The organism is Pantoea sp. K16 (assembly GCF_048452805.1).
Classification (GTDB): Bacteria; Pseudomonadota; Gammaproteobacteria; order Enterobacterales; family Enterobacteriaceae; genus Pantoea; species Pantoea agglomerans.
In genome coordinates, this window is the sequence record NZ_JBLWNV010000013.1 from 132,841 (window position 1) to 157,249 (window position 24,409).

The window sequence follows — 24,409 nt, forward strand, 5'->3', positions numbered from 1 at the left end:
TGTTTTTATACTGCTGAAACGGGTGAGGTTTCAGCAGCACATGGCAGACCGGTTCAGCAACGGTTAACAGCAATGACCGGTCCTGTAATGCCTGTCATCAACCGGCGACAAGACGTACTCTTATCTCTTTGCACTTTGCTATGCGCCGGTTATTCATGCCGGACAGCCAGCCGTCTCTGTTATGAAACTTCCACCCTTGCTGCTCGCTGTTCCACATCAGCACTCCGGCGATAACCGGCACCCGGATGCGGCAACGCCAGCCGCGGCCCCTGGCCAAATAACTTTTCACGCAGCGTGCCGGGCTGATACTCCTGCTTGTAGACGCCACGCTTTTGCAGTTCCGGCACCAGCAGTTCCACCACGTCAGTAAAGGTTTCGTGCGTTACGGCGTAGGCGAGGTTAAAACCATCGACGTCTGTCTCTTCGACCCAGCTTTGCAGCTCATCGGCCACCGTTTCGGCGCTGCCCACCAGCAGCGGACCAAATCCGCCAATGCCCACCCAGTCTGCCAGGCCCTGCACCGTCCATTGGCGGTTGGGATCGGCAGTGGAGAATGTCTCAACCGCCGACTGAATCGCATTGGTGTGCAGATGTTTCAGTACCTGATCCGGCTGATACTGCCCGAAATCAATGCCGGTCCAGCCTGAGATCAGCGCCAGCGCGCCTTCGTAACTGACATAGCGTTTGTACTCCTGCCATTTGGCCTGCGCCGCCAGGTCGGTTTCACCCACAATGACTGTCTGCAGGTTGAAGATCAGTATGGAGCGGGGATCGCGTCCCGCTTCAGCGGCTCTCCGGCGAATATCCGCCACGGTTTTCTTCAGCAGCACTTTTGAAGGAGCCGCTACGAACACGCATTCGGCATGCTCCGCCGCAAACGCTTTACCGCGGCTGGAGGCGCCCGCCTGATATAGTACCGGCGTGCGCTGCGGCGAAGGTTCACACAGATGGATGCCGGGCACCTGGAAGAATTTACCCTGATGATTAATCGGATGGATTTTATTCGGGTCACTGAAAATATGACGTTCACGATCGCGCAGGACCGCGCCATCTTCCCAGCTTCCCTCCAGCAGCTTATAGATAACCTGCAGATATTCATCGGCATAGTCGTAGCGCGCATCATGGTCGGTCTGAGCCTGATGTCCGATATTACGCGCACCGCTTTCCAGATAGGAGGTTACAATATTCCAGCCAATGCGGCCTTTGGTCAGATGATCCAGCGTCGAGATCCGCCGCGCAAAAGGGTAGGGGTGCTCAAACGACAGTGAGGCGGTCAGGCCAAAGCCCAGATGTTCCGTCACCAGCGCCATCGGCGTGATTAACGCCAGCGGATCGTTTACCGGCACCTGCGTGGCGTGCCGAATCGCGGCTTGGTTATTGCCATTGAGCACGTCGTATACCCCAAGCACATCAGCAATAAACAGTCCATCAAACCTGCCGCGCTCCAGCAGGCGTGCTAAGTCGGTCCAGTACTCCAGATCTTTGTACTGCCAGGAACGATCCCGGGGATGCGCCCATAAGCCGGGCGATTGATGACCGACACAGTTCATATCGAAAGCATTCAGGCGAATTTCACGTTGCGATGACATAGCGACTCCTGGGCGGATGCGGCAATCGCTTGCCGCCCACCTTTTAGTGATTGTTCCGGAAGGGTGATTCAGTAGATGAGTGAGCCGGGACATCGCTCGCTGAGGGGCAGCGGCGTGGTGGAGAGTAGCTGCCGTGCTACGGACTCAGCGTGTTCTGCAACCTGCGGTAATCCCATGAGTTCGCCAAAGCGACCACGCGCGGCAGGCCCGGCTACATAGAGATGAGGATTGGCATCACCCTGCGCATTCAGCGTCTGTGACAGCGCGTTAACCTGGATGCCCAGCGCCAGCGGGTCGGGCTGAATCACGCCGTCGCCGTGGAGCTGTCGCAGCAGCGCGTTGCTTTTAAGCAGTGCGTTGTGCGCTGGCCCGGTGGTGACAATCACTTTATCCACCACCCGGATTTCTGATTGCGCTCCACGCCGGCGCAGTGTCAGCTGAAGATTGTTTCCCATCGCTTCCGCGCCCATCAGACGCGCCGCCAGCAGTGACAACTGACCGCTCGCCTGCTGCTGGTTGAGAATCTGGCTTACCTGCGGGGCAATCCGGTAGCGGTGAACATCCCACCAGGGGCGAAGATGGTGCAGAAAACGCTGCTGCTCATGCAGTGAAAGGCTCTGCCAGATACGCTGGCCGTTACGGCGGATATCATCCAGCACCAGCTGCCAGGGCAGATTTAACGCGGCTGCCTGTTTTACCTCCTGACGCACCCGATGTAACCAACCACGTGCGCTGGGGGGCTGCGGCTGACTGTAATCCAGGGTGTAGCTCTCATCGCTGCCGCTCAGGTTGGCTCGCGGCAGCTGTCCACGGCGTGAGAAGGCGGTAATCTCTCCGCGATGCTGCTGGCGATGCAGCGATGCCACCACATCGGACATGGTCAGCCCTGAACCGATAATCGCTACCCGATCGTCAGGTGCGACCTGTGCCAGCGCGCCATTCTGCCAGGGATTGGCAATCAACCCCGGATGCCCCTGTAAGGGCTTCAGCAGCGCAGGCAGGTCCGGCGGTGGATGGCTGATGGCCAGCACCACCTGATCAGCCCGGATCTTCTGCCCTGAGGCTGTGGTCACTACACCATGCTGCAGCGCAACCGCGCTATCACGCAGATGACTAAGTTTTACCGGCGAATGCTGCTGCTGATGCACAAACTGCGCATTGACCCAGCGACCAAACTCACCGCGTTGCGGGTAGACATTGCCGTCACGCCACAACGCGTCCGGGTCGGCCTGAAAGGCGGGCGATGCGCGATAGTCGCGGTCAAATATGCCCTCCTCATCCCCAGCGAGCTGCATTCTGGCGGCTGGCACATTGATGCGGTGGGCCGGATCGGTAGTACCGTATGCCACACCCTGAGCAAGCTGCGCTCGTGGTTCAATCACCGTCACGTGCAACCCTGCCTGGCCAGCCCGGGCCAGATGGATTGCCAGCGCGGTGCCGGTAAAACCACCGCCGATAATGACTATCTGCTGCTGTGACATAAGCGAACCTTCTCTTCTGTTAACTGGCGCTGGCCTGTTTATCAGGACGACGGTCACCGCCAATGGTTTCACCAAAAGGACCGGTGTTCACGCTGCGCTGTCTCTTTTCGGCGTTGGCAGCCAGCGGTAACAGCGGCATCACCAGTTCAGCGAAACGGTGCGCCTCTTCAAGGTGCGGATAGCCGGAGAAAATAAAGTTCTCGATCCCCAGCGCCTGATACTCCCGGATGCGATCGGCTACCTGCTGCGGACTCCCCACCAGCGCAGTACCCGCGCCGCCGCGCACCAGGCCGACGCCTGCCCAGAGATTGGGACCAATGCGCAGGCTGTCTCGCGAGCCCTGATGCAGCGCACTCATCCGCGCCTGTCCGGCTGAGTCCATGCGGGCAAAGATCTTCTGTGCGGCGGCAATAGTCTCTTCATCCAGATGAGAAATCAGCCGCTCGGCCGCCGCCCAGGCTTCCTCTTCGGTTTCACGGACAATGACATGCAGCCGGATGCCGTAGGAGAGGCTACGGCCACTCTCCTGCGCCCGCTGACGAACTACCGCCAGTTTTTCCGCCACCTGTTCAACCGGCTCGCCCCACGTCAGATAAGTGTCGATCTGATTCGCCGCAACGTCGATAGCGGCATCAGACGAGCCACCAAAATAGAGCGGTGGGCCATTTTCCTGCACCGGCGGAAAGAGGATCTCAGCGCCTTCCACGCGGATGTGATCACCCGAAAAATCGACCTTCTCGCCTTTCAGCAGGCGGGAGTAGACCTCAAGAAACTCTCTGGTCACCTGATAGCGCTCTTCATGACTCAGAAAGATGCCGTCACCTTTGTTCTCAACCGGATCGCCGCCCGTGACCACGTTAATCAATAACCGTCCGCCAGAAAGCCGATCCAGCGTAGCCGCCATACGCGCCGCCAGGCTTGGCGGTTGCAGACCAGGACGCACGGCCACTAAATAGCGCAGCTTTTTGGTGATCGGTGCCAGCGCAGAGGCGACCAGCCAGGAATCCTCACAGCTCTTACCGGTCGGGATTAATACACCGTAGTAGCCCAGATTATCTGCCGCCAGCGCAACCTGCTGTAAATAGGGTAAATCGACTGCTCTGCCGCCTTCGGTGGTGCCAAGATAGCGCCCATCGCCATGGGTGGGCAGAAACCAGAAGAGGTTGAGGTTTTCCTGTGTCGCATGACTCATTAGCAGATTCCTTTATAACGATATTTGAATTTAATACATAGGCATAAATTCTTTAGTTATATAGCTTTTAGCAGGATGCGTGCCAGTCTGCTACTTAATATTTATCTCATTAATTCAACGATATATTCATAATTTCGCTTGATGCATATTGCTGCATTTGCGACAGGTAAAGTTACAGCCTGCTGCATTGGCAACAATCCGGTCCGGTTAGCCTCTCGTTTCCGCGTTAGCCACGCGGTATGGTCATGGCTTTCCAGTTAACCCGGTAAATGAGATGCAGATTGCCAGCCCTGAGTTGATTGACCCCGCATCGCGCGCCTTTAAAAGCGTGCTGGATCAGCTTGCGCCTACCGACGCGACGGTGCTGATCATTGGTGAAACCGGCACCGGCAAAGAGGTGATGGCGCGCTATCTGCATCATCACAGCGCCCGCAGCAGACAGCCGTTTCTGGCGGTCAACTGTGGTGCCCTCACCGAGAGTCTGGCGGAGTCGGAGCTCTTTGGTCATGAGAAAGGGGCATTTACCGGCGCACAGGATCGGCATCGCGGCTGGTTTGAGGCGGCAGAGGGCGGGACGCTGCTGCTGGATGAAGTCGGTGAACTGAGTGCGTCGCTGCAGGTGAAGCTGCTGCGCGTGCTGCAGGAACGCGAGATTACCCGTGTGGGTTCCTCCCGGGCTGTTAAGGTCAATGTGCGGGTCATTGCGGCCACCAACCGCGACCTGGCGGTGGCGATTCGTGAACGGCGCTTCCGGGAAGACCTCTACTACCGGCTGAATGTGGCCAGCGTCACGCTGCCGCCGCTGCGCCAGCGCTGCGAAGATATCCCGGTGCTGGCCACTCACTTCCTGCAGCTCTATGCGCGCCGTCTGGGCCGACCTCAGTTACGTCTCAGTGAAGATGCTGTCGCCACGCTGATGGACTACAGCTGGCCGGGCAACATCCGCGAGCTGGAGAACACCCTGCATAATGCCGTCCTGCTCAGCAAAACCTCGCTGGTCACGCCGCAGCAGCTCCGGCTGAATAACCTCACGGGTAGCGAGTTACCACCGGGAGAGGAGGCGCTGGATCAGTTTTTACGGCAACAGATGCAGCAGAGCGAAACACCGCTCTATCCCCGGGTGATCGAGGCGCTGATAAAGAATGCGCTGGAACTCACTCAGGGCAATCAACTGCAGGCCGCCGCGCTGCTTGGCATCAGTCGTCATACACTGCGCACCCAACTGGGCCATCTGGGAGTGATTAAACCGCGCCGCACTTCACTGCGTCAGCGCGACACTTCTCTGAATCAGCAGCCCGAACGGGAGCGGGAACTACGCATCGGTTATCAGAAATTTGGCAACCTCGGCATCCTGAAAGCGCGCCAGTCACTGGAACAGCAGCTGGCCGATAGAGGCGTCAGCGTGCTGTGGAGTGAGTTTCCTGCGGGTCCGCAGCTTCTGCATGCGCTGAACCAACAGGAGATCGATTTCGGGACGACCGGTGAAGTTCCCCCCTTGTTTGCGCAGGCCAGCAACAGCCCGATGGTTTATGTGGCCTGGGAACCCGCCGCGCCGCAGAGCGTGGCACTGCTGGTACCGAACAGCAGCCCGGTTCAGCAGATTGGCGATCTCAGAGGAAAACGCATCGCCGTAAATCGTGGTTCCAACGTTCACTATCTGCTGCTGCAGATTCTGGATGAAGCGGGTTTAGGGCTGGATGATGTGCGCATCGTCTATGCACCGCCCAAATATCCGCTGACGCCCAGCGATCTCAACGCAGTGGATGCCTGGATGATATGGGATCCGCTGCTCAGCGATGCAGAGAACAGCGGACAGTTCAGGGTGATCGCTGATGGCACCGGCCGGGTCAATAATCATCAGTTTTACCTTGCCGAACGCGGGTTCGCCGCGCAGTCGGGCGATCTGCTGCAGGTTCTGCTCACCGCGCTGGAGCAGACAGGCCGCTACATCGATGCACACCGTGCTGAAGCCGCTGCGTTGCTCTCAACCGAACTCGGGATATCAGCGCCTTCACTGATGCATGCCTTAGCGCGGCGCAGCCACCAGACCCAGCGCATGAACTTGGCCATCATCCGGGAACAGCAGACCATCGCTGACCGCTTCTATGCACTGGGGCTATTGAGTCGCGCCATTCGGGTACGTGAGTCGGTCTGGCATCCATAGCGTTTTTTTCGCTAAGCATCGAACATTTGATCGCTAAGCGCTTCAACCCGCGTTTGTTATGTTGCGCTGACAACAACCAGACTCAGGAATGAGAAATGAAAAGAGTTTTGCTTAGCGCATTGATTATTGCCGCCCAGGCGGGATTAGCGTTCAACACCCAGGCTGCAGCAGAGAAGCCCGAAACAGTTAACATTGGTTTTCAGAAAGCCAATATCTTCGCCCTGCTGAAATATCGCGGCACGCTGGATCAGGAATTTAAGAAACAGGGGATTGCGGTTCACTGGATTGAGTTCCCGGCCGGGCCGCAGATGCTGGAAGGCCTGAACATCGGCAGTATCGATCTGGCCGCAACCGGCGACGCGCCACCGACTTTTGCTCAGGCCGCACAGGCCGATCTGGTTTATCTGGCACATTCTCCCGCCAACCCCAAAACTGAGGCGATTGTGGTGCCCGCCGACTCCCCCATTAAAAGCGTGGCGGATCTCAAAGGCAAACGCGTGGCGCTGAATAAAGGCTCTGACGTTAACTATCTGCTGGTCACTGCGCTGGAGCAGGCGGGGCTGAGCTATAAAGACATTACACCGGTCTATCTGCCACCCGCGGATGCGCGTGCCGCTTTCCAGCGCGGTGCAGTGGATGCCTGGGTAATCTGGGATCCTTACTACGCAGAAGTTGAAACCAACGCCCACGCGCGGCTGATTAAAAATGCCGAAGGCCTGGTGCCACACTACACCTTCTATCTTGCCAGCCGTAAGTTTGCGGAAACCTGGCCGCAAATCGCCAGCCAGGTGGTGGATGAGCTTGGGTCGCTAAGTACCTGGGCCAATCAACATCAGGAAGAGGCGGCAAAAATCATGTCCACCTCAACCGGTCTGCCGCAGCCGATCTGGCAACGGGCGCTGGCAAGGATGCCGTTCGGGGCTGAGCGGATGACACCTGAAGTCTTCACGCAGCAGCAGGCTCTGGCCGATAAGTTTACCCAGATTGGTCTGTTACCAGTGAAGGTCGATATCCGCAGTGCAACCTGGTCGCTGGATAACAAATAGGGTGAGGCGGGCGGCGGCTGATTAGGGGAACCTTCGCCTGACGGCTGATAACGTCATCGCCTGGAGTTAATCAAGTGCAGGCGGATTAGCGTGACGTGTTATCCGCGCATCAGCCTGGGCAGATAAGGTCCTGTCACCGACGTTCAGCTCATCCTCGCTGAAAACGGTTTAAAGTCCTGATGGTGCTGTAAGAAAGATGCCCTTTACTAACGTAAAGGGCATCGATTAACCTGTATTAAGAACATATTTCCTGAGGCTCCGAAAAAATCATCTATTTCAGTCTGTATTTCAGACAGATAGCTTCGTTACTTCACTATTTTTTCTTGTATACATCAGCGGTACCTTTAATTTTGTTATTCGTATTGGCTGAGGTCAGCACGAACACATCGCCGCCTTTTTTATCGGCCATTTCTGATAGCTCCGCTTTTGCATCTGAAGGGCTGGTCTCACCTGATGTTGAGATATCGCCTATCTTTTCATACTGATCCTTCACTTTCATAAAATCATTCTTTGACATCATTTCGGCAGCAAATGAGCCAAACGATAAAGAGCAAATAACCACACCAAAAATTAATTTTTTCATATGCGTATCCTCGGAATGTTATAAAAGACGATTAGAATTCGTAACTACATTTAAAACATAGCATATTCAATGCAAACAGCTATTTCAAGAGCTTATTTACGATCCTGTTTTGTGATAACCGATCAGTAATTTAATTAACCACCCATCGTGTTTTCAGGGTAATTTCAAATCAGGGCTTATTACAAAGTCAGGCCGCTCATAACTGTTCTGATTAACTTCTTCTGAAAGGGGGCAAACGGTTAATCGATGGAAAGTTAAGGATATATTTATCATCATCAGTGATCCAGGTAGAGGTAATGCACCCAGCTGGTCATTCTCAGCAAAATTTTACGCATGACCGAAACATGCGTGAAGTGGTCAGAATAGACCGCAACCTGAGCAAATATGCCGTCTGGCAATGTATCAACGTCCTGATTTGGGTTTAATTCAATTATGGCTAATACGCCATCAGAACCTGAAGCAAGGCTCAGTGATTGAACCGTTCCCTGTGCCTGATAAGCTCCGCCTGGAACCACTGGCAAAACTCTGAGCAGTTTTCCTGAGAATACCTGTCCCGGAAGGGCATTAAAAACGACCTCTGCTTCATCTCCCGCCGTGAGGCGAAGCAGGGAATTTTGTCTGAACTGAGCAATGATCTGACGCTTTTGTACAGGAATGAATATCATGACCGGGCGCAGCGGCAGGGCGGCTGCGTAGCTTCCGGGACGGATTAAGACCTGAGTGACATAACCATCACTGGGTGCGCGAACAACCGTCTGATCCAGGTTATACCGGGCTTCTGCTAATTGCGCGCGCAGACTGGCTATCTGGGATTGTTCTCCTCCTGATACACTGGTCAACTGGCTTCTGAGCTGCTCCTGTTCCGCCAGTGAACCTTTTACCAGGGCATCCTGCGCCAGAAATGCCTGCCTGGCATTATCAATGTCACGTTCGGAGAATGGATTGACTTTCGCCTTACTGCCTTTGAGATAGCGTTGATAGTCCAGAAATAATCTATCCCGCTCAGCAGATACATGGGTTGTGTAGGCAACGGCTTCGCTTAATTGTCCTTTCATCGCTTCAATATTATTAATAGCGGTGCTCAGGTCGGCTTGTAATCTTTCGACGCGGACCTTATAACGTGTCTGATCCAGGGTGAAGAGCATTTCTCCCTTTTTAATAAGCACTTCTTTTTTATCAGTAACTTCATTTACGACGCCAGTCACTTGTGGGGTAACAGGAATCGCGACAACCGCTTTTTGTGCCAGTGACGTATAGGGATGGTTATAATTCATTAGCAGAATTAGCGCACTGACCAGAAAAACGCCACCGAGGGCCGCTGTTGGCACTGTCCATTTATTGACGGGTATGCGAAATATTTTAAAAACAGCCCAGGCTATCGCAACGTAGCTTAAAATAATGAGCAGATCCATATCATCGCTCCGGTCGCAGCGGTTTCGAATCAGCCTGTAAACGCTCCAGTTCTGCTACGCGCTGCTGCAGTTCCAGTAATGAAGTGTATTGACTCTGCATCCCCCAGCCGCGCTCAGGACGATAAAGAGTGGCCCAGATCCACAGGAAAGGCCATATGACATGCAGTGTAAACAAACTTACCCAACCTGCGACGTGAATGGCATCGGCATGAGGATGATTACGGGACTTTGCGATTAAATAGGGAATATCATGAAGAACGATAATTCCATAAAAAATAATTATGAAAACGAAGATCAGCATACCCAAAGCAAAATAGTTAAGGAACATAGGTGCCTCTGCTAAATTGGAATGCGAAGTAAAAATAGATCGGCTGCAAGAATATTTCAATTCGTAAAAGAGTTAACCTGACACACCTCGTTGACAGACGCAATACCATAAAGTCATGCAGCGCCCAGGGATTTGAGGCACTTCAGCAATGACGTAGTTGGGCAACACTGTTCATTGGTGATGATTTTAGTGGATTTATTACACTTTAAACGCAGGGTAATTCCACTTTATTTTGAGCCGCTAACCTCCATGATGTTGGTAACTGATTGATTTAATTTTATTAAAATAACATGACACATTGATCACAGATTTGTATTTTTTAAGCTTTATTTAAAAAAATATCTTTATACTTATTAACCCTCCTCTTCCGAAGTTATTACAGACTATCCGATCCATTATTTACTGGAAAATAATGGATCTCCGTTTGATAGTAGATTTTATGATCCTGACTTATCGAAATTTAACGCTTAATGATGAGATTAACTATCATGGCCTCAGGAAAGACGAGCGAATACATAGCTATGGGATCGAATCCTGCTTCAACAGAACGCCCTGAAAAGTTCAGGTTACTCTGTTCTTACACGAGTCCATACTTTGTCGGATAAGCCGGATAGTGCTCATGTAAACCCCAACAAAAGATGGTCTTCTGTCTGGATCATTCCCTTTGTCACGCTGCTCATTGGTGCCTTTTTATTGTATTACCATAAAAGCCAGCAGGGACCTCTGGTGATTCTGATGACCGAAAACGCACAGGGGATTAAGGCAGGTAAAACCGTAATAAAAAACCGCAACATTGATGTGGGTGTCGTTGAAAGTACCGAGCTTACTGACGATCTTAAGCACGTCGAGATCAAGGTTCGCATGCACACTGGTATGCAAAAACTATTGAACGGCAATAGCGCATTTTGGGTGGTCAGGCCTGAAATTGGATTCGAAGGAATAACGGGCTTAAGTACCTTGTTCTCAGGCGCCTATATAGCCTTACAGCCAGGTTCTCCGGGGCCAGCGCTGGAACGCTATCGGCTGTCAGATGCGCCTCCCCAGGCCTCACCGAATGCAAAGGGGATCAGAATCACGCTTAATAGTCGTGAAGCGGGGCAACTCATGCCGGGCTACCCGGTTCTGTTTCGCGGCCTGCGTGTCGGGTCAGTCGAGAACAGCCGGTTTGATATGGAAAAAAGGATGATGCGTTATCAGATTTTTATCGCTTCGCCCTTTGATCAGCTTGTCACCTCAAACGTTCGTTTCTGGAAGAATAGTGGGATTGCTGTAGATTTATCCTCATCCGGGATGCGCGTGGAGATGGGGTCTATCACCACATTATTAAGTGGCGGGGTCAGTTTTGACCTGCCTGAAGGCGTGGCCCTGGGCCAGCCGGTTAGGGGCGTAGCAACTTATACTCTTTATGACGATCTGCGAAGCATCGAGAATTCTCGTTATACCGAACACCTCGACTTCTTATTGTTCTTTTCCGATTCTGTTCGCGGACTTCAGGCAGGCGCGCCTGTCGAGTTTCGTGGAATACGCCTGGGGACGGTTGCTCAGGTTCCTTTTAACTCGCCAGAGATAACCCAGAATTTTCGCAGCCATTATGAGGTTCCCGTACTGATTCACATTGAACCCCAGAGATTCATGAGCGGTATGAGGGAAGACTTTGACCTGGAGAAAAAGCTACAGCTGGGTAAAAAACAGGGGTTAAGAGGCTCGCTGAAAACAGGCAGTCTGCTTTCCGGTTCGCTGTTTATCGACTTAGACTATTATGCAAATGTTGAGCCTGACAAAGGACCGGATATCGTCGCGGGTTACAAAGTCATCCCCACAACGCCAGGTGGTTTAAACCAGATACAGCAAAAGATTATGGCTATAGTGGATAAGATGAACAGCCTTCCGCTTCGGCCACTGATTTCAGTTGCGACCGGTACGCTAAAACAAAGTCAGCGCACCATGACAGAAATACAAAAATCGCTCAGGCATATTGATGGATTTATCAGCAGCCCTGCAATGAAAACACTGTCTGACGATATGCAGCAAAGCCTGCAACAGCTCAGCCGCAGCATAAAAGGTATTCTGCCTGGATCGCCCGTATATCAAAAATTGACGGGGGATATGCAGCGTCTGGACCTTGTGCTCAGAGAATTGCAGCCACTTCTCAAGACATTAGATAAGAAGAGCAACGCGCTGATTATTCAGGATGCTGCAACTGACGATCCTGTTCCTGTCGGCGCGAAAAAGAGAAATGAAAAATAATCCCATCTTCCGGCATTTCAAATAGCTCATTCAGCCTTTGCAGTTCATCAAATATAGCCATTTGTATCTATTGAAAGAGACTGGTTATCAGGTCTTCAGGCTGCTACTATAAAGACCTGTTAAGCAGTCCTGGAGGCTCTATGCCAAACATTATTTTAAGCGATACCAGTGCCAGCGTAAGCGAACTGAAGAAAAACCCGATGGCCACGGTTAGTGCAGGTGACGGTTATCCTGTCGCCATTCTTAACCGCAACAAGCCTGCATTCTATTGCGTCCCGGCTGAGCTTTATGAACAAATGCTTGATGCCCTTGACGATCAGGAACTGGTTAAGCTGGTCAGTGAACGCAGCGGCCAGCGTCTGCTTGATGTCGATTTGGATGCGCTTTTGTGAGTTATACCGTCAAATTCAGGGAAGAGGCTTTTAAAGAGTGGCAGAAGCTGGACAAATCTCTCCAGCAGCAGTTTGCCAAAAAACTGAAGAAATGTTGTGATAATCCCCATATTCCTTCTGCCAGACTACGTGGGATTAAAGACTGCTATAAAATCAAACTCAGAGCGTCCGGGTTTCGCCTGGTTTATCAGGTAATAGACGATCAGCTGGTGATTGCCGTTGTTGCTGTGGGTAAACGCGAGCGCAGCGATGTTTATCATCTTGCCAGTGAGAGGATGCGGTAGGGAGGGAGGGCTGTGTCCGATGAGTATTGACGTAATTCAAGCGATATTGATAATCAGACACTTTATTTAACATAAATTACATTATGCGCACTTCTGCAGATGGCCAATTTGGTAGTGTCACTTGATAGCAGAAACGGCAAGCTATCAGCGTCAGATGGGAAGGGATGAAGACGGTCAGGTGAAAGGGTATAGCCGGTGCATCAGCACCGGGTTTATCCTGCCCCGAAGGGGCTACCGTCCTGGCAGTTCGCGCGATGCAAAAAGGCAGCTCAAGCTTCCTCTGGTTCGCTTATCTCAATACTGGTTATGTGCAGTCCGGCATGTGACATCATGCTGACCAGCTTATCAATTGAAAAGCAGTTGATCCGACCTCCTGCCAGCTCGGACACTCTGGGCTGTGAAACGCCCAGCGCAGCAGCAGCAGTGGCCTGATTCAGGCCATTACGTTTAATCCAGCTATTCAGGCGTCCTACTAACTCGGCGCGGAGTTTCATATTTTCCGCCTGCTCTGGCGTTTCGCTAAGAGCGTCCCACACATTATCAAAAGTCTGAATATTCATTTTTTACGCTCCTCAACCAATCGGCGATAACGATTTCGGGCAAGTTCTACGTCACTCTGGCTGGTTTTTTGTGTCTTTTTCTGGAAACAGTGCAGCACATACACGGCTTCTTCAAATTTGGCGACATACATGATCCGGAAAATGCCGTCATTACCCCGGATTCGGATTTCACGTGCTCCCTGACCTACCGTAGCAAAATGCTTCCAGTCGTCCGGCTCCAGTCCCTGCTGGATCAGGTCAAGCTGATACCCTGATGCGGTCCGGGCCTCTTCCGGGAAAGCCCGTAGATCCTCAAGACTGCTGTCAATAAAACTGATTTTCTTACGCATCATCACCTCATTATACGAAATTTCGTATATTGTGCAATTTCTGCATTACTCATGCACCCCATACAAACCCGTAACCACTGCTTCCCTACCATGTAGTTTCCTGCTGTTTTGTCCATGGCCTACATTGCCCTGATAAAATCCAGCATCGCCTTGCTCCGGCGCTGGCTTTTGAGACGTTCTTCAAAATCGTTGAGATAGTAAGCCGGTGTATAGCGCACCCGGTTAAACTCCAGCGTCAGCGTATTACCGGTGACAACCTCGGCTGCAATGCCCAGCAGGGAAAGCTGTATAAACGCCATATCCACCGTGACAGGATCAATATCAAATCAACTGACGGACATCTGAACTGATGGATTAAATCCGACTTCAATCAGGCAATCTGCATAAGGTAGCATCGGTTATGTGGGTGTAATTAAGCAGGCGGAAGTAACGCACACCGATACGGGCATAAATGTCCGTTATCCCGCCGCAGTACATTTCTGCAAACATGAACGTTTCACAGTCCCCGTTCTCATTGCATGCCTGTTTCAGCGGATAGAGTCTCCCCAGCGCATCAGTAAGCGATGAAAGAGATGGGCAAGCCCGTCTCAGAGTGCATGATGGTGGCTGCGCATGGCTGGGATGTGGGTGGAGCAAAACGTGCAGACATGAAAACTGCATTTATTACCCGCAAAGGACAGGCACTCTACCCGCTGGCACCTGCACCCGATCTAATCGTCAGCGATATTGGCGAGCTGATTGCAAAGATAAAACCGCTTTGCTGACCCGCCGTTTACCGCAAATACTTTAATGCCGCGAGAGTTACTCGCTGCCCGAAAAGGCTAAGAAAAAGCATAGTTGATGCGAAAACACTAACAATATTCTTAAATCAGGGCTTAACCACGATACACAGCAGGCCGATGACAATAATCACTACGCCCGCCAGGCTGTGCCAGCTGAACGCCTCATGGAATACCGGCAGACAGACAGCCACCAGCCACACCAGCACATAACTGAGGCTGAGCAGCGGATAGACGCGGTTCAGCGGAAAATAGCGTAGCGCCCTAATCCAGCAGAGCATCGAAATTCCATAAGAGCCCAGCCCGGCCAGCAGCAGCAATGCGGGCAGCAGGGCAACAGCAGGCAGCGACGTTATGCTGCTGACATCGGGCAGTCGCGGCATCGCCCAGCGCATCATCAGCTGTGCTGCTGAGACCAGCAGCACGCTGCATGCGACCCATCCATACCCTTTCATAGCTGGCTCGCCATCAGCGCCACACCCGTCACCACCAATAGCGTGCCGAAGATCTGGCGCAGCGTCAGGCGCTCGCGCCAGAGGATGCGTCCTGCCAGCGCAACGAAAATGAAGTTAAGGCTCAGCATCGGGTAGGCCTGGCTGACAGGCACCCGCTGCAGCACCAGCAGCCAGAGAAGCATCGCGACACCCAGCAACAGCACGCTCACCCCAATCCAGCTTAAGCGGACCCGGCGCGATGCCGCGTGAGTCGCCTGTTTCTGGCACAGTTGCGCGCTGCAACTGAGCAGACTGACCAGTACTATCAGCAGCAGCATCACTTCATCTGACTGTAATAGAGGCAGACCAGCCTGCCCTGGCGATAGACGGCGTCCGGCACCGGAACATCCTCGCCGATATCACTGTGTACTGAATCAACCAGCAACAGCAGTGATACGCTTCCCGTACGGCGATGATCGGCAAGCCAGCCGCCGAAGTCCGCCTGAGAGACAAAGCGGGATTGCGCATCCGGGTAACTCAGCCCATATTCCAGCTCGCCTTTGGTGTCATAGAAGCCGATATCGCTACGTTGCAGATGCCAGGCTGCGGCAGATGCCACGCCGGGATTGTCCGCCAGGATAAAGTGACTTGAGGCCAGACGCTGGCTGATCGTCGAGACAAAACGCTGCGGCTGTTTGGCGTCGCGGATTTTATCCGGGATTGCCGTACCAATAAACAGGGCGACGCCCAGCGGGCAAAGCGCGGCCGCCAGCCAGCGGCGCTGTGCAGAGCGGCAGCTATATGCGCCCACCAGCCCCCAGATGAGAAATGCCAGTGCCCCCAGCGCAAGCTTCAGCATCTCGTGCGTGGCGAACAGCGGATGATGCGTCACACTCCAGGGAGCGAGCACCAGCACGACCGTTGCCAGGGTAATGATGCCGAAAATCAGGTTGAGCCCGCCATTGACTGTTAATGCGCGCCCTGCCCGCTGTGCGGCGTTCAGGCCATAGTGCGCCATCAGCAGCGACAGCGGCACAAAACAGGGCAGGATATAGGTTGGCAGCTTGCCTTTTGCCAGGCTGAAAAACAGCAGCGGCATCACCGTCCAGCTCAGCAGATAGAGCGCACCGGGATGCTGCTGACGCTCGCGCCAGCCGGTCATCAATGCGCCCGGTAACAGCGCCAGCCACGGCAGCGTTCCCAGCAGCAGAACCGGCAGGTAATACCAGAAAGGCGCTTTGTGCTGGGCATTGTCCTCAGCAAAGCGCTGAATATGCTCAACCCAGAAGAAGTAGTGCCAGAAATCCGGTGCCTGATGATAGATCGCCAGCGCCCAGGGTGCGCTGATCGCCGCGGCTGAGAGTAGAGCCAGCGGACCGAAGCAGAGCAGTTCGCGCAGTCGCTGCCGCCAGATCGCCCAAGGCAGAATCGCCAGCACAGGCACTGCCAGCGCCAGAAAGCCTTTGGTCATAAACCCCATGCCGCAGGCGAGACCCAGCAGCAGATAGCCGCCCGCCCGCCCGGCGCGTCCGCTGGCCTCCGTCGCCAGCCAGAAGCTGCACATCGCGGCAGCCAGCCAGAGCATCAGCATCGGATCGAGCACCGCATAGGTGCCAACGCCATAGACCAGCAGCGAACTGAGGAAAATAATCGTGCCGACGGCAGCCGTGCGTGCCGAACTAAACAGCCGCCTGCCGAGCCAGTAGATCAGCACGGCGGTCATCGCCGTGGAGAATATCGAACCCGCCCGCACGCCAAAATTGTTGTGGCCAAACAGCCACTGACCCAGCGAGTTGACCCAGTAACCCGCAATCGGTTTTTCAAAATAGCGCAGGTCGAAAAAGTGTGGTGTCACCCAGTTACCGGTTGTCAGCATCTCCCGGCTGATCTCCGCATAACGGGTCTCATCCGGTTGCCAGAGGTCGCGGAACATCGGCGGAAGCAGGTAATAGAGAATAAAAAAGCTGAAAAAAAGTAGCCACTTCGTGTTGTTATGTATCCGCACTAGTTCGCCTCTTCAGTCAGTTTCTGGCAGCCCAGCCACCCTTCCCGTCCGGGGATTTCGCCCCTGACTACTTTGCCCACTGGCAAAGTAGTCAGATCGTCGGGCAGCAGCTCGCTTAACGGGCAGAACTGAATGCCGTGACGGTCCGCAGCAGCCAGCAGCTGGTCAAAGTCCGGGTAGCCAATAATCCCTTCGACTTCAGCATGCACGGTGTAGACCGCCCCATCGTCAGAAGAGAGCATTTTCGCCAGAATGTAGTCGTTATAGCCTTCTGCGCTGACCTCGCGGCCAACCACTTCATCCCATGTGGGCAACGTCACCGGAATCTGTACGGTTCCGATCTGTCCATCCGGCAGCATGGGCAGGAACGGGCCGCTGCCGCGACAGTCGCTGTTGTAGTGAAAGCCAAAGTCCTGTTTGGCGGCGATCACCCGGCCATCGGCTCGCCAGCCCGCGACGGCCGAACAGCTGACAGGATGACCGAGTATCTCACTCAGCGTTTCGGTGCCGCGTGCTATCTGCTCAACCAGCTTATCCTGCGGCCAGACGCCGGCCCAGGTCTGCCAGGCAAAGTGGTCCCAGGCGTGCAGACCGACTTCGTGCTGACGAGTGGCGTCCTGCATGATGTGCCGCAATCCCCGTCCCATCTGCTTTCCCGGCCAGGCCGTTCCGGCGAGCAGGATGTCCCAGCCATAGAGCGATGCAGCGCGGGAGCGCAGCATCTTCATAAGAAACGCCGGTTTCACCAGCCGCCAGAGATGGCGGCCCATGTTGTCTGGTCCCACGCTGAAGAAAAAGCTGCCCCGCACCGCATGACGCCGGAACAGCTCAAGCAGCGCCGGCACACCCTGCTTCGTGCCGCGCCAGGTATCTACGTCAATCCGCAGACCGATCTTCTTCATCACTTATCAGCCTGTGGCTCAACGGTGCGCAGGAAGAAGTCGAGCGTGTTGTCGATAGTGACATCCATCGTCACGGTCGGTGTCCAGCCGAGCAGGCGACGCGCATTGCGGATAGCCGGTTTACGGTGCTCCACATCCTGATAGCCTTTGCCGTAGTAGCTGCTGCTTTCTACTTCGCGGAAACCGGCAAACGGCGGGAACTGGCTGCGCAGCGGATGACGTTCAAAGCTGGCCAGCAGTTGCTCTGCCAGCTCTTTAATACTGGCTTCGTTGTCCGGATTACCGATATTGATGATCTGACCATCACAATTCAGCTGTTTGTTTTCGATAATGCGGAATAGCGCCTCAACGCCATCCTGAATATCGGTAAAGCAGCGCTTCTGTTTGCCGCCGTCAATCAGCTTAATGGGCGAACCTTCTACCAGGTTGAGGATGAGCTGGGTTATCGCGCGGGAACTGCCGATGCGCGCTGCATTAAGGTTATCCAGACGCGGTCCCATCCAGTTGAACGGACGGAACAGGGTAAACCGCAGCCCCTCTTTTTCGCCGTAGGCCCAGATAACGCGGTCCAGCAGCTGTTTGGATACCGAGTAGATCCAGCGCTGTTTGTTGATCGGCCCGACGACCAGATTAGAGCAATCCTCATCGAAGCTGTCATCGGTACACATGCCGTAAACTTCTGAAGTGGATGGGAAAATGATGCGCTTCTGATACTTCACACAGTCGCGAATGATTTTCAGGTTCTCTTCGAAATCGAGCTCAAACACGCGCAGTGGATTGCGGGTGTACTCAATTGGCGTGGCGATGGCTACCAGCGGCAGGATGACGTCGCATTTTTTGATGTGATACTCAATCCATTCGGAATGGATAGCGATATCCCCTTCGACGAAATGGAAGCGCGGATGATCCAGGAAGCGGCTGATCGCGTCTGAACTGATATCCAGGCCATAGACCTCGAAATGCTCATCCTGTAACAAACGCTCAGTGAGATGATTACCGATAAAGCCGTTAACGCCAAGGATCAGCACGCGGGTACGACGTTGCAGCGCTGACTGCGGTTTTGAATAGAGCAGTGCGCCAGGGACGATGCCCAGACTCTGCGCCAGCTGGCTGCCATTCATGTAAACGCCATGCTCGGACTGGCCGGTCTGGATTTCCAGCGCGCCTTCGCCACAGGCGATCAGGAATGGCTGCTTAGAAAGTACCGTCCCTGGCTTTGCCTGATGCTGCTGCGGATGAACCCGGCTCTTCCAGACGATAAATTTAACCGAACCGGCAAAGGCGAATGCGCCAGGCCAGGGATCGGTAACCGCTCTGACCAGATTGTGAATCGTCTGAGCAGGCTGATTCCAGTCAATGCGGCCATCCTCGGCCGTGCGGCGGTCAACCCGGGTCGCCTGACTTTCATCCTGTGGCCATTCACTCACCTCACCCTCGCGCAGACGAGGTAAAACGTCGCCGAGCAACTGCACTGCAGCCTGGGTCAGTTTACGATGCAGCGTCAGCGCATTGTCCTGATCCTCAATAGCGACCTTCTGCTGCGCCAGAATATTACCGGCATCCGCGCGCTTCACCATGCGATGTAGCGTAACGCCCGTTTCAGTTTCGCCGTTGACCAGCGCCCAGTTCAGCGGTGCCCGGCCGCGATATTTTGGCAGCAGCGAGCCGTGCAGGTTAAAAGCACCCTTTTGAGCGCATTGCAGGATCTCATCACTCAGCAGATGGCGATAGTAGAAGGAGAAGATCATCTCTGGTGCCATGGTACGGATGCGGTCAAGCCAGATCGGGTGATTCGCCTCGTCAGGTGCATAGACCGGAATGCCATGCTCTGCCGCCAGACGGGCTACTGAGCCGAAAAAGTGGTTTTCGGTCGCCACATCGTTGTGAGTAAAAATGGCGGTGATCTCATAGCCTGCACTCAGCAGCGCATTGATGCCGACACAGCCCATGTCGTGATAGGCGAAAACAACGGTCTTCATGATTGAATATCCTGTACTGAAGGCTCTTCTGGAGCGTGAACAATGCGTTGAACGAAATAGCGCGGACGCGCCCGAACGTCGTTGTAAATGCGCCCGATGTACTCCCCGAGCAGTCCCATACCCACAAACTGGGCGCCGATAAACATGAACAGCACGGCGAACAACACGAAGACGCCGTCACCCGCCCAGGCCGCACCAAAAAAGAGTCGCAACACGATCAACACCAAAGAGAAGGCGAAGCCGGAGAGCGCTATCAGGCTGCCGACCACGCTGAGCAATCGCAGCGGCGTGGTGGTCAGACAGGTCACCAGGTCATACATGAGGTTAATCAGGCGCATAAAGCTGTATTTCGAATCGCCAAAAGCGCGCTCGGCATGGATCACCGGCAGCTCAATGGTGTGTCGGGCAAAGGTGTTGGCCAGGATCGGAATAAAAGTGCTGCGTTCGTGACAGTTGAGCATCGCCTCGACGATGTGGCGACGATAGGCGCGCAGCATGCAGCCGTAATCGCCCATCGCCTTACCGGTGACCCGCTGAATCAGCCGGTTGAGCGTGCGCGAGGCCTTCCGACGGAACCAGCTGTCCTGGCGCTGCTGACGGACGGTACCCACCACGTCATAACCCTGACGCGCGGCGTCAACCAGCCGCGGGATCTCTTCCGGCGGGTTCTGCAGATCGGCATCCAGCGTAATAATCAGATCGCCACGAACCTGGCTGAATCCGGCCATGATGGCGGAATGCTGACCGTAGTTGCGGTTGAGCAGCACGCCGGTTATTCGGCTGCCGGGAACGGTGGCGGCCTGTTCAATCAGTTCGGCAGAACGATCGCTGCTGCCGTCATCCACCAGCAGAATTTCATACTCAATCTTAATTGAGTCACAGGCGGCGCAGGTGCGCTGAAGCAGCTCCGGCAGACTCTCCTGCTCGTTATAGACCGGGATGACCACGGAGAGCATATTGATCGGTTTAATATCGCGCATCTCAGGCTCCGGCAATGTCATGGAAAGCCTGAATCACACGTTCGACATCCTGATCCGTCATTGACGGAAACAGTGGAATCGAACACATCTGCTGGCTGTTAAGTTCACTGGCGGGAAGACGTAAATCGGGATAGTGCTCGCGATAATATTTATGGGTATGCGCCGCACGGAAATGCAATCCGCTGCCGATATCCCGCGTCTTCAGTGCCTGCATAAAGGCATCGCGCGACAGACCGCAGCGCTGTTCATCAATGCGAATAATAAACAGGTGCCACGCATGCTGATGTGGCCAGGCGGGCAGTGACAGCGGCGTGAACGGCAGCGTGCGCAGCGCTTCAAGATAGCGTTCAGCAATCTCACGGCGGCGGGCAATAAAGCCCGGCAGTTTCTGTAACTGCACCAGCGCAATCGCCGCGCTGATATCGGGCAGATTGTATTTAAAGCCCGGCATCATGACTTCCGCCTGCGGCAGACGCCCCTGGGTCTGACGATCAAACGCATCTACTGCCAGGCCATGAAACTTCAGGCTGCGTATACGATCGGCGAGAGTGGCGTCATCGGTCACCACCAGGCCCCCTTCCGCGCAGGTGATATTCTTGATGGCGTGGAAAGAGAAAATCGCCGTACCGCGCTGCCCGACCGGCTTTTCGTGATAAGTGGTGCCCACCGCGTGAGCCGCATCTTCAATGATGGCAATCCCACGCTGCTCAGCCAGTTGATAGATTGGCGCGAGATCGGCAGGTACACCAGAGTAATGCACCGGAATAATCGCGCGGGTGCGGGGCGTAATCGCCTGCGCTATCCGGTCCGGCGTGACCATCAGGTTGTCGGGATCCACATCAATCATCACCGGCGTGGCACCCAGAAGCGTGATCAGGTTCAGGGTAGAGACCCAGGTCATGGACGGCGTGATCACCTCATCGCCAGGCCCGATCCCCATCGCCATCAGCGTGACATGCATTCCGGCAGTGGCAGAGCTTACTGCAATGGCGTGCTGGTTGCCGGTCATCTGAACAAAGGCCTGCTCCAGTTCGGCGCATTTTGCGCCGGTCGTTATCCAGCCAGAGTCAAATACCGCTTTAACAGCAGCCAGCTCTTCATCACCGAATGAAGGCCGGGAAAATGGCAAAAAATCCATGCTAAAACTCCTGCAGATCAAACCCATAAGCTGTCGCGCGTTGTTAATCAGGCACAACGCCGGAAAATAATTGAAATAGCGAATGACTCACAGTCGGCCAGGGTGTTATCGACACCACGCTTTCCCGTTCTGGAATTAAGGTTACCGGACTGCTAATACAAACTACCGTATGAAAGTTAACTGAACATTAAATGAAGAGTGTGAATTGAAATAAAATCAAGGGAGAGCAAGTTAAGGATTTCAGAAAAAGTTCACTATTAAATGGCTAATAATAGCCCTGACCTCAACTCTTTTTGATTTATTGATATTTTGTTTAAAATCAGCAGACTCTGTCAGTCACCAGAGCAGGATTCAGCTCATCCGAATGAAGTCACTTCTGGAAAGAAAAATTAACACGCTGAAATTGCTGGGCTAAATTCAGTCTGCTACTCACAGTATCACATCGAAAAAAATAGCGCTCCGCTCATCTCAGGATGAATCACAGATTAATAAAGCCGTCTTAATGCATTCTTAATATTTTTCGTTATTAATGTTCTGCCCTTGCAATAATCATTACACTTTGGTGATTCTCAGGTGACAGTCAGTTAATATCTGTCAGATTATCTGTGCCTGTAAGGTAAAAACAGTGCTAAAAAAAGTGAATAGGATCGCGGTTTCAGGCGTTAACGTTGGGTCTGCCTAAAAAAGAGAAAATAGTGATGATGCGTGCCGCCTGTTTATGCACTCTGTTAGCCCTGCTCAGCCCGGTGCTTTACGCCGCGCCGGTAACCTATGCCATTACCCCCGATAAAACGTCGATAGGCCTTTCATGGCGCGCCTTTGGTCACCAATTTTCGCAGGCCAGACTGCAGGGTGTGACCGGTACGGTGACACTCAATCCTGATGAAGACCGTGACGATCGTATTGAAGTGACTATTCCGGTAGGGACGCTGGTGGCCTCGAACAGCCTGTTAACCTGGCAACTGAAAAGTAATCTGTTTTTTGATGCAGAGCGTTACCCAAACATTCACTTTGTCAGCAGTCGCGTGGCCTCACTGGGTGGCGGGAATTACCGTATTTTTGGTGTGCTGACGGTTAAAAATGTCAGCCGGCCAGTCGTGATGCTGGCCTCGCTGGACAGCGGAAAGACAATTGATCCGGCTTCAGGCTCGCTGGCGCTGCATGCCACCACCGCCATCTCCCGCTCAGCCTTCGGAATGGATCGGCTGGTCGGGGTGGTTGATGATCGCGTCAACATTGCGCTGGCCATTGCCGCGCAGGGCAGAAAGCCGCTGTAGCGGTAACCGCTGAAGGGTCCGCCGGATTAACTGAGTGCTGTCTGCAATGTTTCCGCTGTGGCAGCCAGTTGAGCCGGTGGGTTGCGGCCAATCAGCACATATTGATAGCCGTCACGCTTCCACCAGGCCAGCTGCATGCCATGGCGCTTTTCATGGGCGATGGGATTCGCGCTGTCCGGCTCAGGCGAGATACAGAGCGCCATCGGGCCATAATCAGCATGCAGCCAGGCGATTTGTGCAATCGACGTCCGTTCGTAGCGCAGGATCCGCACCATTTTCAGTTCAGCCCCTGGCAGGCTGAGTTGCTGAGGATGCAGCTGCAATCCTAAATCGAGTCGGGTACGGTCCAGCCCCCTTTGCAGCATGGCGGCGTCATCAGGCGTATCGGCCAGCGTTTCAGCACTGTAGAGCGACATATAACGCGCCTCCAGATCGCGGATATTCTGGCTTTCATCTTTCTCATCATCTTCCGGTCTTGCCAGGAAACCGATGCCACTGCCCACCAGCAAAAAGCTGACAGACGCAGCAATCAGTGCCCGACGGCTGTAGCCTTTGGCTGGCATTGACTCTGGTGCCGTGATGGCTGCCAGTTGCTGTGCCATTCTGGCCTGCGGTGCCTGTTCCAGCAGCGGCGCAAAAGCCTGTTCAAAATCGAGATTACTGTGCTGTAAATGCTCAACCCGTGCCGCCAGTTCGGGATCCCCTGCCATCGCCTGCTCAAACTGCACGGCTTCCTGTGGCGTCATCTCACCATCCAGCCAGGCAACGATTGCCTCATCGCGCCACGGTGGCGTAAAAGTTTCCCTGTTCATCTCCGTTTCTCCTGCGGTGCGGGCGAGGTCGCCGGCTGTCTGGCCAGCGTGGCACGTGCGGCGGCCAGACGGCTCATAATAGTGCCAATCGGAACCGAGAGCGTCTCTGCCGCCTCCTGATAGGTCAGACCTTCGACATACACCAGAAACAGTGCATTACGCTGCGCCTCGGGTAAGGCGTTAACCTGTAGCATAATGCGCTGGAAATGGCGGTTGTCGTCGCTGGTGGTGTGGTTATCTGCGGCCAGCAGCGCATCGGGATCCACGAATCCCTGTCCCTGCCGGACCTTTCGCGCCCGTAAATCACTGGCCCAGATGGAGTGAAGGATCGAAAAAAGCCATCGATCAATGCGTGTACCCGGCGTGAACTGCGCGCTGCGTTCCAGCGCGCGTACGCAGGTTGACTGCACCAGCTCTTCTGCCATGTCACGGTTGTGTGACAGCACATAGCCGTAACGCCAGAGCCGCGTCAGATGTTCCGCAAGGTGCTGACGGA

At 54.1% G+C, this 24,409-nt stretch carries 24 protein-coding genes and 1 pseudogene; 7 read left to right on the plus strand and 18 right to left on the minus strand.

From position 1 onward, the window contains the following. Positions 1-179 precede the first annotated feature (179 nt). From ACK13D_RS17575 to ssuD, 3 genes are all read right to left on the minus strand, one after another. Positions 180-1,589, minus strand: a complete 1,410-nt coding sequence (locus ACK13D_RS17575) for an LLM class flavin-dependent oxidoreductase (RefSeq protein ID WP_033759964.1) — start codon at positions 1,587-1,589, stop codon at positions 180-182. Positions 1,590-1,657: 68 nt separating this feature from the next. Further along, a complete protein-coding gene (locus ACK13D_RS17580; protein WP_418796960.1) occupies positions 1,658-3,070 on the minus strand; it encodes an FAD/NAD(P)-binding protein in 1,413 nt (470 codons plus the stop codon). 19 nt (positions 3,071-3,089) lie between these two features. After that, a complete protein-coding gene (ssuD, locus tag ACK13D_RS17585) occupies positions 3,090-4,262 on the minus strand; it encodes an FMNH2-dependent alkanesulfonate monooxygenase (protein WP_033759967.1) in 1,173 nt (390 codons plus the stop codon). 274 nt (positions 4,263-4,536) lie between these two features. On the opposite strand from ssuD, the gene ACK13D_RS17590 reads away from it, so the two are divergent. Together ACK13D_RS17590 and ACK13D_RS17595 are read left to right on the plus strand one after the other, a co-directional pair. After that, positions 4,537-6,426, plus strand: a complete 1,890-nt coding sequence (locus tag ACK13D_RS17590) for an aliphatic sulfonate ABC transporter substrate-binding protein (RefSeq protein ID WP_418796961.1) — start codon at positions 4,537-4,539, stop codon at positions 6,424-6,426. Positions 6,427-6,521: 95 nt separating this feature from the next. Continuing rightward, positions 6,522-7,472, plus strand: a complete 951-nt coding sequence (locus ACK13D_RS17595) for a sulfonate ABC transporter substrate-binding protein (protein ID WP_010257101.1) — start codon at positions 6,522-6,524, stop codon at positions 7,470-7,472. Between the two features lie 313 nt (positions 7,473-7,785). Here the strand turns inward: ACK13D_RS17595 and yahO are convergent, their stop codons facing one another. The 3 genes from yahO to ACK13D_RS17610 all read right to left on the minus strand — a co-directional run bounded on the left by yahO (position 7,786) and on the right by ACK13D_RS17610 (position 9,795). Then, on the minus strand, positions 7,786-8,055 hold the full coding sequence (yahO, locus tag ACK13D_RS17600) for a DUF1471 family periplasmic protein YahO (RefSeq protein WP_010257103.1): 270 nt from the start codon (positions 8,053-8,055) through the stop codon (positions 7,786-7,788). A gap of 275 nt (positions 8,056-8,330) precedes the next feature. Beyond that, positions 8,331-9,467 (minus strand): HlyD family secretion protein, encoded by a 1,137-nt coding sequence (locus ACK13D_RS17605; protein ID WP_010257104.1) that lies wholly within the window; start codon positions 9,465-9,467, stop codon positions 8,331-8,333. 1 nt (position 9,468) lies between these two features. Then, a complete protein-coding gene (locus tag ACK13D_RS17610; RefSeq protein WP_010257107.1) occupies positions 9,469-9,795 on the minus strand; it encodes a DUF3302 domain-containing protein in 327 nt (108 codons plus the stop codon). A gap of 594 nt (positions 9,796-10,389) precedes the next feature. Between ACK13D_RS17610 and pqiB the strand changes: the two genes are divergently transcribed. The 3 genes from pqiB to ACK13D_RS17625 all read left to right on the plus strand — a co-directional run bounded on the left by pqiB (position 10,390) and on the right by ACK13D_RS17625 (position 12,718). Further along, positions 10,390-12,042, plus strand: a complete 1,653-nt coding sequence (pqiB, locus tag ACK13D_RS17615; protein ID WP_418796962.1) for an intermembrane transport protein PqiB — start codon at positions 10,390-10,392, stop codon at positions 12,040-12,042. 140 nt (positions 12,043-12,182) lie between these two features. Then, positions 12,183-12,434, plus strand: a complete 252-nt coding sequence (locus tag ACK13D_RS17620; protein ID WP_010257113.1) for a type II toxin-antitoxin system Phd/YefM family antitoxin — start codon at positions 12,183-12,185, stop codon at positions 12,432-12,434. Next, positions 12,431-12,718: a type II toxin-antitoxin system RelE family toxin gene (locus ACK13D_RS17625; protein WP_010257115.1), complete on the plus strand. Its 288-nt coding sequence runs from the start codon at positions 12,431-12,433 to the stop codon at positions 12,716-12,718. Before ACK13D_RS17620 ends, ACK13D_RS17625 begins: the two co-directional genes overlap by 4 nt. 269 nt (positions 12,719-12,987) lie before the next feature. On the opposite strand, the gene ACK13D_RS17630 is transcribed toward ACK13D_RS17625, so the two are convergent. From ACK13D_RS17630 to ACK13D_RS17640, 3 genes and pseudogenes are all read right to left on the minus strand, one after another. Continuing rightward, positions 12,988-13,278 (minus strand): helix-turn-helix domain-containing protein, encoded by a 291-nt coding sequence (locus ACK13D_RS17630; RefSeq protein ID WP_022624282.1) that lies wholly within the window; start codon positions 13,276-13,278, stop codon positions 12,988-12,990. Further along, positions 13,275-13,607 carry a type II toxin-antitoxin system RelE/ParE family toxin gene (locus tag ACK13D_RS17635; protein WP_031292300.1) on the minus strand — a complete coding sequence of 111 codons (333 nt, stop codon included), beginning with the start codon at positions 13,605-13,607 and terminating at the stop codon, positions 13,275-13,277. Before ACK13D_RS17635 ends, ACK13D_RS17630 begins: the two co-directional genes overlap by 4 nt. A 119-nt stretch (positions 13,608-13,726) precedes the next feature. Further along, positions 13,727-14,002, minus strand: a pseudogene (locus ACK13D_RS17640) (N-6 DNA methylase); the annotation flags it as partial. A gap of 177 nt (positions 14,003-14,179) precedes the next feature. Here ACK13D_RS17640 and ACK13D_RS17645 point away from each other — a divergent pair. Next, positions 14,180-14,371 carry a hypothetical protein gene (locus ACK13D_RS17645; protein WP_262405363.1) on the plus strand — a complete coding sequence of 64 codons (192 nt, stop codon included), beginning with the start codon at positions 14,180-14,182 and terminating at the stop codon, positions 14,369-14,371. Positions 14,372-14,475: 104 nt separating this feature from the next. On the opposite strand, the gene arnF is transcribed toward ACK13D_RS17645, so the two are convergent. The 7 genes from arnF to arnB are packed head-to-tail and all read right to left on the minus strand — an operon-like array spanning position 14,476 to position 21,824. Then, the gene (arnF, locus tag ACK13D_RS17650) at positions 14,476-14,841 is read right to left on the minus strand and encodes a 4-amino-4-deoxy-L-arabinose-phosphoundecaprenol flippase subunit ArnF (RefSeq protein WP_187515721.1); all 366 of its coding nucleotides are present in this window, start codon (positions 14,839-14,841) and stop codon (positions 14,476-14,478) included. Further along, entirely contained in the window at positions 14,838-15,158 is a 321-nt protein-coding gene (gene arnE, locus ACK13D_RS17655) for a 4-amino-4-deoxy-L-arabinose-phosphoundecaprenol flippase subunit ArnE (RefSeq protein WP_010257131.1), read from the minus strand. Before arnE ends, arnF begins: the two co-directional genes overlap by 4 nt. Continuing rightward, on the minus strand, positions 15,158-16,825 hold the full coding sequence (arnT, locus tag ACK13D_RS17660; protein WP_187515722.1) for a lipid IV(A) 4-amino-4-deoxy-L-arabinosyltransferase: 1,668 nt from the start codon (positions 16,823-16,825) through the stop codon (positions 15,158-15,160). Before arnT ends, arnE begins: the two co-directional genes overlap by 1 nt. After that, positions 16,825-17,727: a 4-deoxy-4-formamido-L-arabinose-phosphoundecaprenol deformylase gene (arnD, locus tag ACK13D_RS17665; protein WP_346556406.1), complete on the minus strand. Its 903-nt coding sequence runs from the start codon at positions 17,725-17,727 to the stop codon at positions 16,825-16,827. Before arnD ends, arnT begins: the two co-directional genes overlap by 1 nt. Further along, a complete protein-coding gene (gene arnA / locus ACK13D_RS17670) occupies positions 17,727-19,706 on the minus strand; it encodes a bifunctional UDP-4-amino-4-deoxy-L-arabinose formyltransferase/UDP-glucuronic acid oxidase ArnA (RefSeq protein WP_045139866.1) in 1,980 nt (659 codons plus the stop codon). The genes arnD and arnA overlap by 1 nt, the downstream gene beginning before the upstream one ends. After that, complete coding sequence (gene arnC, locus ACK13D_RS17675) at positions 19,703-20,686, minus strand: undecaprenyl-phosphate 4-deoxy-4-formamido-L-arabinose transferase (RefSeq protein WP_010257142.1); 984 nt, start codon at positions 20,684-20,686, stop codon at positions 19,703-19,705. The genes arnA and arnC overlap by 4 nt, the downstream gene beginning before the upstream one ends. A gap of 1 nt (position 20,687) precedes the next feature. Next, on the minus strand, positions 20,688-21,824 hold the full coding sequence (arnB, locus tag ACK13D_RS17680) for a UDP-4-amino-4-deoxy-L-arabinose aminotransferase (protein ID WP_418796963.1): 1,137 nt from the start codon (positions 21,822-21,824) through the stop codon (positions 20,688-20,690). Between the two features lie 698 nt (positions 21,825-22,522). Between arnB and ACK13D_RS17685 the strand changes: the two genes are divergently transcribed. Beyond that, entirely contained in the window at positions 22,523-23,101 is a 579-nt protein-coding gene (locus ACK13D_RS17685; protein ID WP_031292304.1) for a YceI family protein, read from the plus strand. 26 nt (positions 23,102-23,127) lie between these two features. Here ACK13D_RS17685 and ACK13D_RS17690 read toward each other — a convergent pair whose 3' ends face one another. Together ACK13D_RS17690 and ACK13D_RS17695 are read right to left on the minus strand one after the other, a co-directional pair. Continuing rightward, a complete protein-coding gene (locus tag ACK13D_RS17690; protein WP_022624292.1) occupies positions 23,128-23,913 on the minus strand; it encodes an anti-sigma factor family protein in 786 nt (261 codons plus the stop codon). Further along, positions 23,910-24,359: a sigma-70 family RNA polymerase sigma factor gene (locus ACK13D_RS17695; protein ID WP_022624293.1), complete on the minus strand. Its 450-nt coding sequence runs from the start codon at positions 24,357-24,359 to the stop codon at positions 23,910-23,912. Before ACK13D_RS17695 ends, ACK13D_RS17690 begins: the two co-directional genes overlap by 4 nt. Positions 24,360-24,409 lie beyond the last annotated feature (50 nt).

What these genes read in the sequence shown, in the direction of transcription:
- ACK13D_RS17575 (WP_033759964.1), bottom strand. Translation starts at nt 1,589, where the DNA reads ATGTCATCGCAACGTGAAATTCGCCTGAATGCTTTCGATATGAACTGT.
- ACK13D_RS17580 (WP_418796960.1), bottom strand. Translation starts at nt 3,070, where the DNA reads ATGTCACAGCAGCAGATAGTCATTATCGGCGGTGGTTTTACCGGCACC.
- ssuD (WP_033759967.1), bottom strand. Translation starts at nt 4,262, where the DNA reads ATGAGTCATGCGACACAGGAAAACCTCAACCTCTTCTGGTTTCTGCCC.
- ACK13D_RS17590 (WP_418796961.1), top strand. Translation starts at nt 4,537, where the DNA reads ATGCAGATTGCCAGCCCTGAGTTGATTGACCCCGCATCGCGCGCCTTT.
- ACK13D_RS17595 (WP_010257101.1), top strand. Translation starts at nt 6,522, where the DNA reads ATGAAAAGAGTTTTGCTTAGCGCATTGATTATTGCCGCCCAGGCGGGA.
- yahO (WP_010257103.1), bottom strand. Translation starts at nt 8,055, where the DNA reads ATGAAAAAATTAATTTTTGGTGTGGTTATTTGCTCTTTATCGTTTGGC.
- ACK13D_RS17605 (WP_010257104.1), bottom strand. Translation starts at nt 9,467, where the DNA reads ATGGATCTGCTCATTATTTTAAGCTACGTTGCGATAGCCTGGGCTGTT.
- ACK13D_RS17610 (WP_010257107.1), bottom strand. Translation starts at nt 9,795, where the DNA reads ATGTTCCTTAACTATTTTGCTTTGGGTATGCTGATCTTCGTTTTCATA.
- ACK13D_RS17620 (WP_010257113.1), top strand. Translation starts at nt 12,183, where the DNA reads ATGCCAAACATTATTTTAAGCGATACCAGTGCCAGCGTAAGCGAACTG.
- ACK13D_RS17630 (WP_022624282.1), bottom strand. Translation starts at nt 13,278, where the DNA reads ATGAATATTCAGACTTTTGATAATGTGTGGGACGCTCTTAGCGAAACG.
- ACK13D_RS17635 (WP_031292300.1), bottom strand. Translation starts at nt 13,607, where the DNA reads ATGCGTAAGAAAATCAGTTTTATTGACAGCAGTCTTGAGGATCTACGG.
- ACK13D_RS17645 (WP_262405363.1), top strand. Translation starts at nt 14,180, where the DNA reads ATGGGCAAGCCCGTCTCAGAGTGCATGATGGTGGCTGCGCATGGCTGG.
- arnF (WP_187515721.1), bottom strand. Translation starts at nt 14,841, where the DNA reads ATGAAAGGGTATGGATGGGTCGCATGCAGCGTGCTGCTGGTCTCAGCA.
- arnE (WP_010257131.1), bottom strand. Translation starts at nt 15,158, where the DNA reads ATGCTGCTGCTGATAGTACTGGTCAGTCTGCTCAGTTGCAGCGCGCAA.
- arnD (WP_346556406.1), bottom strand. Translation starts at nt 17,727, where the DNA reads ATGAAGAAGATCGGTCTGCGGATTGACGTAGATACCTGGCGCGGCACG.
- arnA (WP_045139866.1), bottom strand. Translation starts at nt 19,706, where the DNA reads ATGAAGACCGTTGTTTTCGCCTATCACGACATGGGCTGTGTCGGCATC.
- arnC (WP_010257142.1), bottom strand. Translation starts at nt 20,686, where the DNA reads ATGCGCGATATTAAACCGATCAATATGCTCTCCGTGGTCATCCCGGTC.
- arnB (WP_418796963.1), bottom strand. Translation starts at nt 21,824, where the DNA reads ATGGATTTTTTGCCATTTTCCCGGCCTTCATTCGGTGATGAAGAGCTG.
- ACK13D_RS17685 (WP_031292304.1), top strand. Translation starts at nt 22,523, where the DNA reads ATGATGCGTGCCGCCTGTTTATGCACTCTGTTAGCCCTGCTCAGCCCG.
- ACK13D_RS17690 (WP_022624292.1), bottom strand. Translation starts at nt 23,913, where the DNA reads ATGAACAGGGAAACTTTTACGCCACCGTGGCGCGATGAGGCAATCGTT.